Raw genomic sequence first — 14,910 nt, forward strand, 5'->3', positions numbered from 1 at the left:
CGGTCGGCTCGAGTCGACGACTTACCGGGATCAGTCAGTGCCGGCGGACTTCTCCACGTCGGCGGGACCGGGGGTCTCGCCCTCTCCCTCACCCCGCCCGGCCGGCCCGGCCGAGGGCTCGACAGCCACTGTCTCCAGCGGCGGCAGGTCGGGCAGCTCGGCCATCTTCTGACCCTTGAACGTGAACTCAGCCGTCGGGCCCTCGCCCTCGATGTCGACCAGCACGATCTGCCCGGGGCCGACCTCGCCGTAGAGCATCTTCTCGGCCAGCGCGTCCTCGATCTCGCGCTGGATGGTCCGGCGCAGCGGACGTGCGCCGAGGACGGGGTCGAACCCGCGCGTGGCCAGGAGGTCCTTGGCGTTCTGGGTCAGCTCCAGGCTCATGTCGCGGTCCTTCAGCCGGAGCTCGACGGCCGCGATCATGTTGTCGACCATGTGGATGATCTGCTCCTGCGACAGCGGCGGGAAGACGATGATCTCGTCGACGCGGTTGAGGAACTCCGGGCGGAAGTGCTGCTTGAGCTCCTCCTGCACCTTGTTCTTCATCCGCTCGTAGGAGCCGGCCGCGTCGCCGCTCTGCGCGAACCCGAGGTTCATGCCCTTGGCGATGTCCTTGGTGCCGAGGTTGGTGGTCATGATGATCACGGTGTTCTTGAAGTCGACCACGCGACCCTGGGAGTCGGTCAGGCGACCTTCCTCCAGGATCTGGAGCAGGCTGTTGAAGATGTCCGGGTGGGCCTTCTCGACCTCGTCGAACAGCACCACCGAGAACGGCTTGCGCCGCACCTTCTCGGTCAGCTGGCCACCCTCTTCGTACCCGACGTAGCCCGGAGGCGAGCCGAACAGGCGCGAGACCGTGTGCTTCTCGCTGAACTCGCTCATGTCGAGCTGGATCAGGGCGTCCTCGTCGCCGAAGAGGAACTCCGCGAGCGTCTTGGACAGCCAGGTCTTCCCGACGCCGGACGGGCCGGCGAAGATGAACGAGCCGCCGGGACGCTTGGGGTCCTTCAGGCCCGCGCGAGTACGCCGGATGGCCCGGCTCAGCGCGGCCACGGCCTGGTCCTGGCCGATGACCCGCTTGTGCAGCTCGTCCTCCATCTTGAGCAGCCGCGTGGACTCCTCCTCGGACAGCTTCACGATCGGGATGCCGGTCGCCACGGCGAGCACCTCGGCGATCAGCTCCTCGTCGACCTCCGCGACCTCGTCGAGGTCACCGGCACGCCACTGCTTCTCGCGCTCGACCTTCGCGGCGGTCAGCTGCTTCTCCTCGTCGCGGAGCTTGGCGGCGGCCTCGAAGTCCTGTCCGTCGATGGCGGCCTCCTTGCGGGCACGCACCTCGGAGATCTTGTCGTCGTACTCGCGCAGGTCGGCCGGCGCGGTCATCCGCCGGATCCGCAGCCGCGACCCCGCCTCGTCGATGAGGTCGATCGCCTTGTCGGGCAGGAACCGGTCGGAGATGTAGCGGTCGGCCAGGGTCGCCGCGGAGACCAGCGCCTCGTCGGTGATCGTGACCCGGTGGTGCGCCTCGTAGCGGTCACGCAGGCCCTTGAGCATCTCGATCGTGTGCGCGATCGAGGGCTCGGCGACCTGGATCGGCTGGAAGCGGCGCTCGAGGGCGGCGTCCTTCTCGAGGTACTTGCGGTACTCGTCGAGGGTGGTCGCACCGATCGTCTGGAGCTCACCGCGAGCCAGCATCGGCTTGAGGATGCTGGCCGCGTCGATGGCGCCCTCGGCGGCACCCGCCCCGACCAGCGTGTGGATCTCGTCGATGAACAGCACGATGTCGCCGCGGGTGCGGATCTCCTTGAGCACCTTCTTCAGGCGCTCCTCGAAGTCACCGCGGTAGCGCGAGCCGGCCACCAGCGCCCCGAGGTCGAGGGTGTAGATCTGCTTGTCCTTGAGCGTCTCGGGAACGTTGCCCCGGACGATGTCCTGAGCGAGGCCCTCGACGATGGTGGTCTTGCCGACGCCGGGCTCCCCGATCAGGACCGGGTTGTTCTTGGTGCGCCGGCTGAGGATCTGCATCACCCGCTCGATCTCCTGCTCGCGCCCGATGACCGGGTCCAGCTTGGAGTCGCGCGCGTCTTGGGTGAGGTTGCGTCCGAACTGGTCGAGCACCAGCGAGGACGACGGGGTGTCGGCCGGAGCGCCGGCGGTCGCGGCCTGAGCGCCGCCCTGCTCCTTGCCCTGGAACCCCGACAGCAGCTGGATGACCTGCTGCCGCACGCGGTTGAGGTCGGCGCCGAGCTTCTGGAGCACCTGCGCTGCGACGCCCTCGCCCTCGCGGATCAGGCCGAGCAGGATGTGCTCGGTGCCGATGTAGGAGTGGCCCAGCTGGAGCGCCTCGCGCAACGACAGCTCGAGGACCTTCTTGGCCCGCGGCGTGAACGGGATGTGCCCGCTGGGTGCCTGCTGACCCTGGCCGATGATCTCCTCGACCTGGGCGCGCACGGCCTCCAGGGAGATGTCGAGGCTCTCCAGCGCCTTGGCGGCGACGCCCTCGCCCTCGTGGATCAGGCCGAGCAGGATGTGCTCGGTGCCGATGTAGTTGTGGGAGAGCATGCGGGCCTCTTCCTGGGCCAGCACGACCACCCGCCGGGCTCGGTCAGTGAACCGCTCGAACATGCGTATCGCTCCTCAACGCGGAAAAACAGGGGACGCCCCCCACAGCGGGGACGTCACCTCTTCCAACTGGTCTCCCAGACTACGTGTTCCCACGGTGCCACACGCGTGCGTACGCCAAGAGCGAAAACCGATGGTTGAGGGGGTCGCCCTGCGGCCCTCTCGATAGCGCTAGTGAGCGGCTTCGAACGCCTCGCGCACGTCGGAGGGGATCCGGCCCCGGTCGGGGACCTTGTGGCCGTTGGACCGCGCCCAGTCGCGGATCTCGCGAGCGCTGGTGCCGACCTGGGCCCGCCGCTTGGCGGCAGCACTGCGGCCGCCCGCTCGACGGGCGACGCCGACGTACTTGGCGAGCGCGTTGCGCAGGGCCTTGGCGTTCTTCTCGTTGAGGTCGATCTCGTAGCTGCGTCCGTCGAGGCCGAAGGCCACGGTCTCGGCGGCGTCCCCACCGTCGAGGTCGTCCTCCAGGGTGATGTGCACCTTCTGTGCCATGCTCGGTCCTCTCGAAAGCTGACGTGTCGACTAAGGGGATCGGCCCGCACGGGGGATGATCTGCGGGGCCGCATAAAACCTAGTCGAATGACGTCCCGTCACACAAACCGGCGCGCGCGAAGTACGGTTAGCGATGATATCGGGACGATAAAGACCTCGGTCAGGCGTTTCGCAGATAGACCAGCTCGAGGCCGCGTAGCGTCAACCACGGGTCATGCTCGGTGAAGCAGGCGCACTCGTCGTAGACCAGCGGCGCGAGGTAGCCGGTCGCCACCACCGGCACCGTGTCGGACGCAAGTCCGAGCTCGCTCACCATGCGCGCCACGATCCCGTCGACCATGCTCGCGACGCCGAAGATCATTCCCGACTGGAGAGCCTCCACGGTGTTGCGCGCGATCACGGTGCGCGGACGGCGTAATTCGACCATGCGCAATTGCGCTCCGCGTCGCTCCAAGGCGGCCAGTGATATCTCCATCCCCGCCGATATGGCCCCACCGACGTACTGACCCTGCGAATTCACCACGTCGAAGGTCGTGGCGGTGCCGCCGAAGTCGACCACGACCACGGGCCCGCCGAAGCGCGTCAGGGCGGCCAGCGCGTTGACGATCCGATCGGTCCCGACCTCCCGCGGGTTGTCGGTCAGCACCGGGATGCCGGTGCGGACCCCCGGCTCGACCACGACCTGCCGCACGTGGGCGAACGGCCCCCCGAGCATGGTGCGCCACTCCCGGAGCACCGCCGGGACGGTCGAGGCCACGACGATGCCCGTCAGCTCCGGCTCGCGCTCACCCAACAGCCCGCGCAGCAGCACGGCCCACTCGTCCGACGTCCGGCCCTCCACCGTGGCCACCCGCCAGTCGGCCTCCACGACGCCGCCGCGGACCAGGCCGAGCCCGGTGTGGCCGTTCCCGATGCTCGCGGTCAGCAGGAGTCCGGGCTCGGTCACGAGGTGCCGCCGAGGGTCAGCGGCAGGTTGTCGATCAGTCGCGTGCCACCCAGCCGGGCTGCCACCAGGATCCGCGCGGGCACCGGCTCGCGCGGGTGGAGCTCGGTGACCTCGTCGAGCCGGGGAGTGCGGATCGCGAGGTAGTCCAGGTCGAGATCCGTCTGGGGAACCTCGTCGAGGACCCTCATCGCCGCCCAACGCGCGGCGGGCAGGCCGTGCGCCGCGCGGTCCTGCGCGGCGCGCAGGGCCCGGTTGAGGACGGTCGCCTGGTCCCGCTGCGCCGCGGACAGGAACCGGTTGCGGCTCGACAGGGCCAGGCCGTCGGCGCCGCGCACCGTCTCGGCACCGACGACCTCGACCCCCAGACACAGGTCGCGAGCCATCCGCTCGACGAGGACCAGCTGTTGGTAGTCCTTCTGGCCGAACACCGCGACGTCGGGGCGCACCAGGCCGAACAGCTTCGCCACGACGGTCAGCACCCCCCGGAAGTGGCCGGGCCGCGACTCGCCCTCGAGCTCGTCGCCGAGCGGACCGGCGTCGACGGTCACGACCGGGTCTCCACCGGGATAGACCTCATGCACCGCGGGCGCGAAGACGACGTCGACGCCCTCGCGCTCGCACAGGGCCAGGTCCGACTCCAGGGTTCGCGGGTACCGCTCGAGGTCCTCACCGGCGCCGAACTGGAGCGGGTTGACGAAGATCGTCGCCACCAACGGCCCCTCGCCGACCCGCTCCCGAGCGACCCCGAGCAGCCTCGCGTGGCCCTCGTGGAGGGCACCCATGGTGGTCACGACGCCGACCTCCGCCCCCGAGCGGCGGTACGGCGCGAGCGCGGCGGCCAGCTCCTCGCGCGTCGGCGCGAGGAGCAGAGATCCGCTCACCGCAGCGGAGTACGGCGTGCGGCCGGGTCGGCCGCGGCCGGCCGGACCGCGGTGTCGAGCACCCGCCGGATCGCGGCCGCGCGGATCGGCAGCACGCGCCCGTCGGTGACGACGCGGTCGAGCGTGGCCCGGGCCAGCGCGACGTACGACGGGAGGGTCTCGGGGGCGGTGCGCCCGATCTCGCTCAGGTGGGCCTGCACGGTGTTGACGTCTCCGCGGACGATCGGACCGGTGAGAGCGGTGTCGCCGTCGGCGAGGGCGTTGTCGAGCGCCGCCTCCAGGAGCGGCCGAAGGATCGCGGCGGGATCGACGGCGCCGGCGGCGCCGAGCAGCTCCATCGCCTGGGTGACCAGGGTGACCAGGTGGTTGGCGCCGTGGGCGAGGCCCGCGTGGTAGAGACCGCGCAGCTCCTCCGGCACCCACATCACCGAGCCACCGAGCTCGGCGACGAGCTCGGTGGCCCACGCGCGCTCCGCGTCGCCGACGGTCACCCCGAAGACGCAGTCGGCCAGGCGGCCGAGGTCGCGGGAGGTGCCGGTGAAGGTCATCGCCGGGTGCAGAGCCACCGGGCGCGCGCCCAGCTCCGCCGCCGGCTCGAGGATCCGGAGCCCGTGGCTGCCGCTGGTGTGGACGACGTACTGGCCCGCGCGGATCGCCCCGCTCGCCGCGAGCTGGGTGACGACGTTGTCGAGCATGTCGTCGGGCACGGTCAGGAGGAGCAGGTCACAGGCGCGGGCCACCGCCGTCGGCTTGGCCAGCGGGACGCCGGGCAGCAGAGCCGCCGCGCGACTCCGCGAGGCGTCAGACTCGCCGGCCACCGACACGACGAGGTGTCCGCGCCGGCGCAGCGCTGCGGCGAGCACGGCACCGACGCGACCGGCACCGATCACGCCCACTCGGAGTGGGTACATCAGGCTCCTCGGCGTTCAGGTCCCACCGACCACCCTCGGTGAGGGCCGGAACGGGTACCACACGATGTGGAACCCCATGAATCTACGCCGTATGCCCGGAGTCGACGTAGCGATCCGGCGTGTGACGTGGGCGACGTTGACGCGCCGTCCTCATTCCGATCTCGCGCCCGGGACCTCCGGCTCAGCGGTCGAGGCGGCGTCGGGCGCGGCGGCCCAGCTCGCGGGCCAGCGTCCGGCCCGGGACGGCCGGGAGACCCGCAGCCGGGGACTGTGGCGGCTGGGACGGCTGTGCCGGGGCCTCGGCTGCTCGCCCGGCCGCACGCAGGGCGGCGTCGAGGACTCCCGCGACCCCGGCTGTCGCGGTCTCCACCGCCACCGTCGCCTCGGCCGCGGTTCCGGTGCCGGTGCCGGCTCCGTCATCGTCGCCCTCCTCCTCGTCAGGAGGCAGCAGGCGTGACGGGTCGCCCACGACCCGGAGCCCGAGTGCGGCGATCGCCGCGACCCGGCGCTCGCTCCGCTCGGCCACCAGCGGACGGGCCCAGGCAGGCAGGCCCGGCATCGGGGCGTCGTACGGCGAGCGGCCGGCGTCCTGGAGACCGCGGACGACGCCGTGGCGCACCAGAGCGCGGTAGTCGCGGTCGGACCAGCCGCGCGCGGCGAACGCCTCGTTGACGCGGCGCAGGACCTCGGTGGCGTCGCCGCTGAGCGAGGCGTTGGCGCCGCCGTGCGGGGCGAGCAGGCCGGCCGGGAGCCCCAGCAGCTGCTCGAAGACCCCGGAGAGCAGGAGGCGGTCGGAGTCGTCGCTGACGACGACGGTGAACCGCTCGGCCGGCAGCACGTCCAGCCAGTGTGTCGCCATCCGCTCGATGTCGTGGGAGGTCCAGAAGCTGCGGTGGGCGTTCAGGCTGTCGTCGCCCTCCAGCACCTCGTGCAGCCACGCGTCATAGGTCAGGGTCTCGGTGCTCTTGACCCGCTCCTGCCAGTGCGACGGGAGCAGTCGGTGGTAGGCGCGGGCGACCGCCAGGACGTACAGCCGGTCGGGCCCGAGGTCGGCGACGATCTTGTGGGCGCGGTCGGCGTTGCGCAGGCGGCCGAAGTCCTCGGTGCTGATGCAGACGCGCTCGGTCCGCGCGCGGATCCCGGCCGCGAAGTCGTCCCACACCGACTCCGGCGGCACGGACTTCCCGCGCGGCGCCCACTGCATCAGCGAGTGGCCCTCGCGGAACAGCCGGCGCCACCCGTCGGGGTAGTAGACGCCGTGCTCGGCCAGCGCCGCACGCTGGTCGGCCAGCGCCTGCTGGATGGCCGTCGACCCGGTCTTGTAGGGCCCGATGTGCAGCAGGACCGCCCCCGGGGGCAGGGTGGCCGGCGGCGCGGTCACCCGCTCGCCTTCCCGGACGACGTCGGCCGGAGTCGTCCGAGCCGGCCGGCCTGCCGCCGGGCCAGCTCGCGGAGGATGGCCCTGCTCGACACCCCCGTGAGCGGGTCGGGCCGGGGCGACGGAGCAGGAGCGGCGGCCCGGCGCCGGGCCCGGGCCCGGCGCTCGAGAACCCCGGCCAGGGTGTGCTCGATGGCCGACGCCGCGGCGGCGGCCGGGAGGACGACGGGAGGGTCCGCGAGGTCCGGCGCGTCGGGCGGGGCGTCGTAGCGGAGCAGGCCGGGGTCGCCCAGGACCCGGGCGCCGGACTCCGCGACCGACCGCGCACGCTCGTCGCTGAGCTCGACCAGGCGTGGGCCGGTCCAGGCCGGCAGCGGGGGGATCAGCGACTCGAACGTCGCCAGCGGCGCGGACCGCAGGCCGGCGAGCAGCGCCCGCCGCGGCCGGTTCAGCGCGCGCGAGCCGACCCAGCCTCGGGCCTGCGCGGCGACGTTGACCTGCCGGCACAGCTCGATGCGCTCCATCGACAGCGACGTGTTGGCGTGCGGACCCGGGGTGAGGGTCCCCTCGGGCAGGCCGAGCAGGGCCTCGAAGGTCGCGGCCTGGAGCCGCCGGTCGGCCTCGTCGTTGACGAGCACGATGACCCGGTCGGCGGGCAGAGCGGAGGTCCAGCGCCCGATCAGCGAGCTCAGGCCATGGTTGTGCCAGAACGTCCGGGCCGCGCGGCCGTCCCGCTCGGGACCCAGCACCTCGCGCAGCCACGCGTCGTAGGTGCGGGTCTCGTTGACCGACTTCACGCGCTCCTGCCAGGCCGACGGCAGGAGCTTGTCGAGCCTGCGCGCGACGACCAGGACGTGCACCCGGTCGGCACCGAGCTCGTCGACGAGCCGCCTGACCTGCGCCGGTCGGGCCGAGGCGAAGTCCTCGCTGCTGATCACGACGCGCCCGGCGGCTCGCCGTACCTCCTCGGCCATCGCGTCCCACTCGTGGGCCGGCACCCGGGCCTCACCCACGCGGCTGCGCCCCAGCAGGGCCCAGCTCGGCCGCATCTGCCGGTGGTAGCGGCCGGGGTAGGTGACGCCGTGCTCGAGCAGGTCCGGGCGGTGCTCGTGGAGGCTGGTCTGGATGGCGGTCGTGCCCGTCTTGTACGGACCGATGTGCACCAGGACCGCTCGCTCGGCAAGCAGCTCGGGCTGCGTCACCATGCCGATCCCTCCACTCGCCTCGGGCGCTGGGAAGTCTAGGGCCAGTCCCACCCGTCCCGCCGAGCTGGGACTTCCCCACGGTCGAGATGCCTGGAACCGGCTGTGACAGAGTTCCCTCATGGACGAGGGGACCTCGGTGCGGCAGGGCGGCAGGCAGCTGCTGGTCGTCGCCGGCTCGGGACGCAGCGGCACGAGTCTGTTCACCGGACTGACCGGTCGGCTCGGCGTTCACATCCCCAAGCCGGAGGTGAGCGCCAACCGCTCGAACCCCCGTGGCTTCGGTGAGCCACGCTGGCTCGTCGACTACCACAACGACCTGCTGTCCTCCGTCGACGTGGTCGTCGAGGACGGTCGCCCCGAGGCCTGGGACCTCACCGACGAGCTCGCGGGAGACCCGAAGGCGCTCGATCCCCTCGTGGAGTGGCTCGAGGCGCAGTTCGGCGAGAGCGACCGCGTGGTGGTCAAGGACCCCAGGCTCGCGTGGTTCCTCCAGCTCCATCGCGCCGCGGCCGTCAAGGTGAGCGCGCAGATGCGGGTGGCGACGATGCTGCGGCACCCCGCCGAGGTCATGCGCTCGCGCGAGATCGCCTACGGCACGCGCACCAAGAGCTCCACCCGCGTCATCGGCTGGCTGACGATGATGCTCGGCACCGAGGTCCGCACCCGCGACCTGCCGCGCGCGACCGTGCGGTACGACGACCTCCTCGCGGACTGGCGCGCGGCGCTCGGCCACGCCGACACGACGATCGGGATGGGCCTGTTCGAGCAGGCCAGCCAGGAGCAGCTCGCCGACGCGGGCGACCTGGTCGACCCGACCCTGCACAGGTCGAGCGCCGACTGGGACGAGCTGGAGCTCCCGGCCCGGGTGCTCGACCTCGCGACGCGCACCTACGATGCCTACGGCCGCCTGGTCGGCGTCCCTGCCCCGGAGCAGGGCGAGCCGCGCGGCGAGCTCGACGTCCTGCGTGACGAGCTGGGCGCCTACTACGACGAGTGCTTCGACGTCGCCCGCACCCGCACCGGAGCCTTCGCCCGGCGCGAGAGGCGCAAGGCGGTACGCCGCGTGCGCGAGGAGCTGCGCCAAGCCGCGGTCGAGCCGCCGCAGGGCGTGGGCGGCATCGCCAAGCGCGCGGTCGGGCGCCTCCGCAGGACCACGTCGTGAGCGAGCCCGTGAGCGAGCCCGTGAGCCGGGCCGCGACCGGGGCCGCGACACCGCGGGTGGCGGTGATCCTGGGCGGCGGCGTGGGCACGCGCCTGGGCCTCGACATCCCCAAGCAGCTGCTCAAGATCGCCGGCCGGACCGTCCTCGAGCACACCCTGGCCGTGATGCAGGCCCACCCGATGGTCGACCAGATCCTGGTGACGATGGCCCCGGGGCACCTCGACCCGGTGCGCGAGATGGTCAAGAGCGGCGGCTACGACAAGGTGATCGCGATCATCGAGGGCGGCGAGACCCGCAACCACACCAGCCTGAGGGCCCTGGACGCCCTGCCGGAGTGCTCGGTGCTCTTCCACGACGCCGTGCGGCCGCTGCTCAGCGAGCGGATCATCACCGACTGCTTCACCGCACTCGAGAGCCACGACGCCGTCGACGTCGCGATCCCCTCGGCCGACACGATCATCCAGGTCGACGCCGAGCGCAACACCATCGCCGACATCCCGCGGCGCTCGTCGCTGCGACGCGGCCAGACACCGCAGGCGTTCCGCGCCTCCGTGCTCCGCGCGGCGTACGCGACGGCCATGCAGGACCCCGAGCTCACCGCGACCGACGACTGCGGCGTCGTCCTGCGCTACCTGCCCGACGTCCCCATCTGGGTGGTGGCGGGCGACGAGCGCAACATCAAGATCACCGACCCGATCGACGTGTTCCTGGCCGACAAGCTCTTCCAGCTCACCAGCGACCACGTGCCCGAGGGGCACAGCCTCGAGGAGTACGCCGCGGCGCTGGCCGGCAAGGTTCTCGTCGTGCTCGGAGGCAGCTACGGCATCGGCGCCGACATCGCCACGGTCGCCCGCGAGTACGGCGCGATCGTCGAGACGTTCAGCCGGTCCTCGACCAACACCCACGTCGAGCGCCGGTCCGACCTGGTCGCCGTGGCCGAGCAGGTCGTCGAGAAGCACGGACGGATCGACTACGTCGTCGCCACCGCGGGCATCCTCCCCCGGGGCTCGCTGCTCGAGACCAGCGAGGAGACGATCTTCGCCGCCACCGAGGTGAACTACCTCGCGCCGGTCTTCATCGCACAGGTGTTCTACCCCCATCTCGCACGCACGGGCGGCGGCCTGCTGCTCTTCACCTCCAGCAGCTACACCCGGGGTCGCAGCGGCTACAGCCTCTACTCCTCGGCGAAGGCGGCCGTCGTCAACCTCACCCAGGCCCTGGCCGACGAGTGGGCAGAGTCCGGGGTCCGCGTCAACTGCGTGAACCCCGAGCGCACCGGCACCCCGATGCGCACCAAGGCCTTCGGCGAGGAGCCGCCCGACTCCCTCCTCGACTCCACGTCGGTGGCCCGCGCCTCGATCGACGTCCTGCTCTCCGACGGCACCGGCCACGTCATCGACCTCCGCAAGCTCGACCCCCTCGCGGTCGTCGAGGAGTCGCAGCCCCCGGGCTGAGCCCCCGCCCCCCACCCCCCGCCCCCGCGAGGTGGGAGGAGTTGCGCCGCGAGGTGGGAGGAGTTGCGCGGCGAGGTGGGAGGAGTTGCGCCCCGAGGTGGGAGGAGTTGCTCCCACCTCGCGCGGGTGGTGGGGTGGGACACGCCTCCGCTTGGGCCGCGGGCGGCGCGCGCCGTTAGCATGAGGCCTCGCCGTCCGGACCGACCTTAGGGACCGATGCAGAACCGCCTCACGCGCCCAGCCCGGCTCTCGAACGCGCCCCTGGACCGGGTGAGGCGTCTCGCCCGGACCGCGCCCGAGCGCGCGCGCCGAGCCAGCGACGGGGCTCGCATCCGGGCGCGGCGAGCGCTGCACCGGCGCGGCTACGTTCCGGGCCTGCTCTCGATCGTCGTTCCGTGCTACCAGGTCGAGGACTTCCTCGACGAGTGCCTGGTCTCACTGCGGTTCCAGTCCTACCGCGAGGTCGAGATCATCGTGGTGGACGACGGGAGCCCCGACCGCAGCGGTGAGATCGCCCGACGTCACGCGCGCCGCGACCTGCGAGTCCGCGTCGTCACCCGGGAGAACGGCGGGCTGAGCGCCGCCCGCAACACCGGCATCGACCATGCCCGCGGTGAGTTCCTCACGTTCGTCGACTCCGACGACGTGGTGACCCCCGAGGCGTACACCAGTGCGATCGAGGCCCTCAGCGAGTCGGGGTCCGACTTCGTGCTCTCCTGCTACGACCGGCTCGAGGGTGTACGGCGGGTGCCCGCGGGCACCTGGATCCGCGCGGCTCACGCGCGTCGTCGCCTCGGCGTCGACCTCGACTCCTACCCCGAGGCCATGGTCAACGCCGTCGCGTGGAGCAAGACCTACCGCCGGGGGTTCTGGGACCGCGCCGGCCTCCGCTTCCCCGAGGGGCGGATCTACGAGGACCAGCCGGTCAGCGCCGCGGCGTTCGCCCGGGCCCGGGCGTTCGACGTCGTCCCGGAAATCTCGGTGTCGTGGCGGATCCGCAACGACCGCTCGTCGATCTCGCAGAGCGCGTGGTCGTCCCGCAACCTCGCCGCGCACAGCGACTCCGTCGCCGCGTCGTTCGAGGCGCTGCGCGAGGCCGGCAAGGAGCGCGCTGTCCAGATCCGGGCCTTGCAGCTGATCTCGTTCAACATGACGTTCTTCACCCGGCACCTCGTCAAGGGCGGGGAGGAGTTCTGGAGCCTGCTGCGCGAGGCCGTCCTCGACCTGGTGGGCCGGGTCTCGCGCGAGGAGTTCGTGCACAGCGTCGGCGCGCAGGACAAGGTGCTGGTCGAGCTGATCGCCGGCGGCCGACGCGATGCGGCCGTGGAGTACATCGAGAACTGGGGCGGCGACCCCAAGCGCTTCGCCACGCGCCGATCCCCGGAAGGCATCCGCGTCGAGCTCCCCCTGACCGAGGGTCTGCCCGACGACGTCACCATCCTCTCCGACGCGCAGCTGGAGCTGGTGAGCCGGCTGATGCGGGTGGTCTGGAAAGACGACGAGCTGACCGTCGCGGGATGGTCCTACATCCGCAACATCGACCTGGAGGCCAACCCGCCCGAGGCGCTCCTGGAGCTGGTCTCCGCGGACGGCGCGACCCGGATCCCGCTCGAGACCGAGCTGTACGACGAGCCGCGGGTCGACGTGCTCGCGGTGCACTGGCACTGCAACTACCGCCTCGGCGGGTGGCGCGCCAAGGTCCCGGTCGACCAGATCCCGGCCGACCGCGAGCAGGAGTGGTCCCTCGAGGTCACGATGACCGCGGCGGGGGTGCGCCGCACCTCGCGGCTGCGCGACATCTCGATGGCCGGCTCGTCGTCGGTGCAGCAGACCCAGGTGAGCCCCGGTGGTGTCGCCCACACCGTGCAGCGCGGCGACGAGCGACAGTCCGTCGTCCGCGTCGTCCACCACCCGACGTACGCCGTCTCGCAGGAGGTCTCCGCCGAGGGCACCGCGACGATCGTGTTCCGGGCCGGCTCCCCCGATCGGGTCGTGGTCAACCACATCGACTCCGAACGCCGCGAGCTGCTCACCGCCACCCCGGAGCCCACGGGTCACGACGGCGAGTGGCGGGTGCGCCTCGACCTCGCCGCGCTGCCGACGCCCAGGTCCAACACCACGTCGTACGGCGCGGTGACGCGGCCGCTGCGGATCCGGGTGCGTCAGCGAGACGGCCGGTGGACGCCGTTGCTCGCGCCGCCCTCGACGGACACCTCGCCCGCCGTGGTCGCCGGGCCCGGGCGCCCGCGGCGGCTCACCCGCGGCAAGGGCGGCGAGCTGGAGGTGATGGACCTCGTACCGGTCGCCACGTCGTACGCCCTCACCGACGAGACGCTGACCGTGCAGGTCCACGCCACCGGCAACCTCTCGGCGTACACCCCGACGCTGTCCAGCCTCGACCTGGAGGTGCCGGGCGAGATGCGGCGCGAGCGCGACGGCGCCTACACGCTGACCTTCCCGCTGGTGGGCCCACGCTGGGGGTACGACGGCCTCGCGCTGCCGCGCAACCGCTACGGCGTGCTGCTGCGCGCGGCGGGAGACGACCGCGAGCAGGACCTCCCGATCACGCCGTCCTCGCCGCTGCTCGACCGGCTTCCGGCCGACGAGCACACGACGCTCTTCCGGAGCCTGGTCGAGGTCGTGGCGAACCGGCCCCCGATGCTCACTCTCAACGTGCAGGAGCCGCTGGCCGACGACGTCCGCGGCCAGCGCAACCAGTTCCGCCTGCGCAACCAGGCCAAGGTCGAGGAGGCGACGGCGGACAGCGTGTTCTTCCGGGCGCTCTACAGCGAGGTCGCCAACTGCAACATGCTCGGGGTCCACCACGAGCTCGGTCGGCGCGGCTCCTCCCTGACCCGCTACTGGTCGGTGCGCGACCGCTCGGTGCCGGTGCCCGAGGGTGGCATCGGCCTCGTCGAGGGCACGCCGGAGTGGCACGAGGCGCTGGCGACCTCGCGCTACGTGATGGTCAACGTCCACCAGCCGGAGTGGTACGAGAAGCCGCGCGGGCAGGTCCTGATCCAGACCATGCACGGCTACCCGTACAAGGTGATGGGTCACGAATGGTGGGAGAAGGGCGGTTTCCCGGCCGGTCAGATCAACAGCTTCGACCGGCGCGCCCGGGCCTGGGACTACTTCGTCTCGCCCGCGACGTACGCCACGCCGCTGCTCCGGGCCGCGTTCCTCGACCCGGCCGGCGCGACTCCGAAGATCCTCGAGATCGGCTACCCGCGCAACGACATCCTCCAGTCGGACGAGGCGCCGACGATCCGCGACCGCGTCCGCAAGGTGCTCGGCATCGCCGACGGTCAACGGGTCGTGATGTACGCGCCGACGTTCCGCGACTACATGTCGGCCGACGACATGGCAGCCGAGCGGATCGACTTCTTCGACGTCGACCGGGCGGCCCGCGAGCTGGGTCCGTCGTACACGTTCCTGGTGCGGGGGCACGCCTTCAACGCCCGGGCCGGCGGGCGTCACGAGGGCGGCGCGCACATCGTCGACGTCACCGGCCACCCCGACATCAACGACCTGATCCTGGCCTCGGACGCGGCCGTCCTCGACTACTCCTCGCTGCGCTTCGACTACGCGCTGGTCGACAGGCCGATGATCTTCCTGGTGCCCGACCTGGAGAAGTACGACGCGGTGCGCGGCGGCGTGATCCCCTTCGGCCCGACGGCGCCCGGGCCGCAGGTCGCCACGACGCGCGAGGTGATCGCGCTGGTTCGCGACCTCGCCGGCCTGACCCGGCGTACCGCCGCGGCCCGGGCGACGTTCCGGCGCGACTACGCCGACCTCGACGACGGCCACGCCTCCGCCCGCCTCGTCGACGCCGTCTTCCGCCCTCGTTGAGCTGGCC

Annotated in this window: 10 protein-coding genes; 3 read left to right on the plus strand and 7 right to left on the minus strand. The window is 72.0% G+C overall.

Annotated features, from left to right (window positions below):
• Nucleotides 1–30: 30 nt before the first annotated feature.
• The 7 genes from VHW64_RS02220 to VHW64_RS02250 form a co-directional block, all read right to left on the minus strand.
• A complete protein-coding gene (locus VHW64_RS02220) occupies nt 31–2,625 on the minus strand; it encodes an ATP-dependent Clp protease ATP-binding subunit (RefSeq protein WP_329648870.1) in 2,595 nt (864 codons plus the stop codon).
• Between the two features lie 168 nt (nt 2,626–2,793).
• On the minus strand, nt 2,794–3,114 hold the full coding sequence (locus VHW64_RS02225; RefSeq protein WP_329648871.1) for an Lsr2 family protein: 321 nt from the start codon (nt 3,112–3,114) through the stop codon (nt 2,794–2,796).
• 160 nt (nt 3,115–3,274) lie between these two features.
• Nucleotides 3,275–4,060, minus strand: coding sequence for a type III pantothenate kinase (locus VHW64_RS02230; protein WP_329648872.1), 786 nt, complete (start codon nt 4,058–4,060; stop codon nt 3,275–3,277).
• Complete coding sequence (gene panC, locus VHW64_RS02235) at nt 4,057–4,941, minus strand: pantoate--beta-alanine ligase (protein ID WP_329648873.1); 885 nt, start codon at nt 4,939–4,941, stop codon at nt 4,057–4,059. Before panC ends, VHW64_RS02230 begins: the two co-directional genes overlap by 4 nt.
• Nucleotides 4,938–5,852: a Rossmann-like and DUF2520 domain-containing protein gene (locus VHW64_RS02240; protein ID WP_329648874.1), complete on the minus strand. Its 915-nt coding sequence runs from the start codon at nt 5,850–5,852 to the stop codon at nt 4,938–4,940. The genes panC and VHW64_RS02240 overlap by 4 nt, the downstream gene beginning before the upstream one ends.
• A gap of 181 nt (nt 5,853–6,033) precedes the next feature.
• Entirely contained in the window at nt 6,034–7,233 is a 1,200-nt protein-coding gene (locus tag VHW64_RS02245) for a hypothetical protein (protein ID WP_329648875.1), read from the minus strand.
• Nucleotides 7,230–8,435, minus strand: a complete 1,206-nt coding sequence (locus tag VHW64_RS02250; protein ID WP_329648876.1) for a hypothetical protein — start codon at nt 8,433–8,435, stop codon at nt 7,230–7,232. The genes VHW64_RS02245 and VHW64_RS02250 overlap by 4 nt, the downstream gene beginning before the upstream one ends.
• A 118-nt stretch (nt 8,436–8,553) precedes the next feature.
• Between VHW64_RS02250 and VHW64_RS02255 the strand changes: the two genes are divergently transcribed.
• The 3 genes from VHW64_RS02255 (at nt 8,554) to VHW64_RS02265 (ending at nt 14,903) form a co-directional block, all read left to right on the plus strand.
• Nucleotides 8,554–9,597, plus strand: coding sequence for a sulfotransferase family protein (locus VHW64_RS02255; RefSeq protein WP_329648877.1), 1,044 nt, complete (start codon nt 8,554–8,556; stop codon nt 9,595–9,597).
• Nucleotides 9,594–11,051, plus strand: coding sequence for a bifunctional cytidylyltransferase/SDR family oxidoreductase (locus VHW64_RS02260; protein ID WP_329648878.1), 1,458 nt, complete (start codon nt 9,594–9,596; stop codon nt 11,049–11,051). The genes VHW64_RS02255 and VHW64_RS02260 overlap by 4 nt, the downstream gene beginning before the upstream one ends.
• Nucleotides 11,052–11,267: 216 nt before the next feature.
• Entirely contained in the window at nt 11,268–14,903 is a 3,636-nt protein-coding gene (locus tag VHW64_RS02265; RefSeq protein ID WP_329648879.1) for a bifunctional glycosyltransferase/CDP-glycerol:glycerophosphate glycerophosphotransferase, read from the plus strand.
• Nucleotides 14,904–14,910 lie beyond the last annotated feature (7 nt).

Origin of the sequence: Nocardioides sp., from assembly GCF_036267815.1 — a bacterium.
Taxonomy (GTDB): domain Bacteria; phylum Actinomycetota; class Actinomycetes; order Propionibacteriales; family Nocardioidaceae; genus Nocardioides.

Coding starts and splice junctions, on each gene's coding strand:
- VHW64_RS02255 (WP_329648877.1), top strand. CDS start 8,554: ATGGACGAGGGGACCTCGGTGCGGCAGGGCGGCAGGCAGCTGCTGGTC.
- VHW64_RS02265 (WP_329648879.1), top strand. CDS start 11,268: ATGCAGAACCGCCTCACGCGCCCAGCCCGGCTCTCGAACGCGCCCCTG.
- VHW64_RS02225 (WP_329648871.1), bottom strand. CDS start 3,114: ATGGCACAGAAGGTGCACATCACCCTGGAGGACGACCTCGACGGTGGG.
- VHW64_RS02240 (WP_329648874.1), bottom strand. CDS start 5,852: ATGTACCCACTCCGAGTGGGCGTGATCGGTGCCGGTCGCGTCGGTGCC.
- VHW64_RS02220 (WP_329648870.1), bottom strand. CDS start 2,625: ATGTTCGAGCGGTTCACTGACCGAGCCCGGCGGGTGGTCGTGCTGGCC.
- VHW64_RS02250 (WP_329648876.1), bottom strand. CDS start 8,435: ATGGTGACGCAGCCCGAGCTGCTTGCCGAGCGAGCGGTCCTGGTGCAC.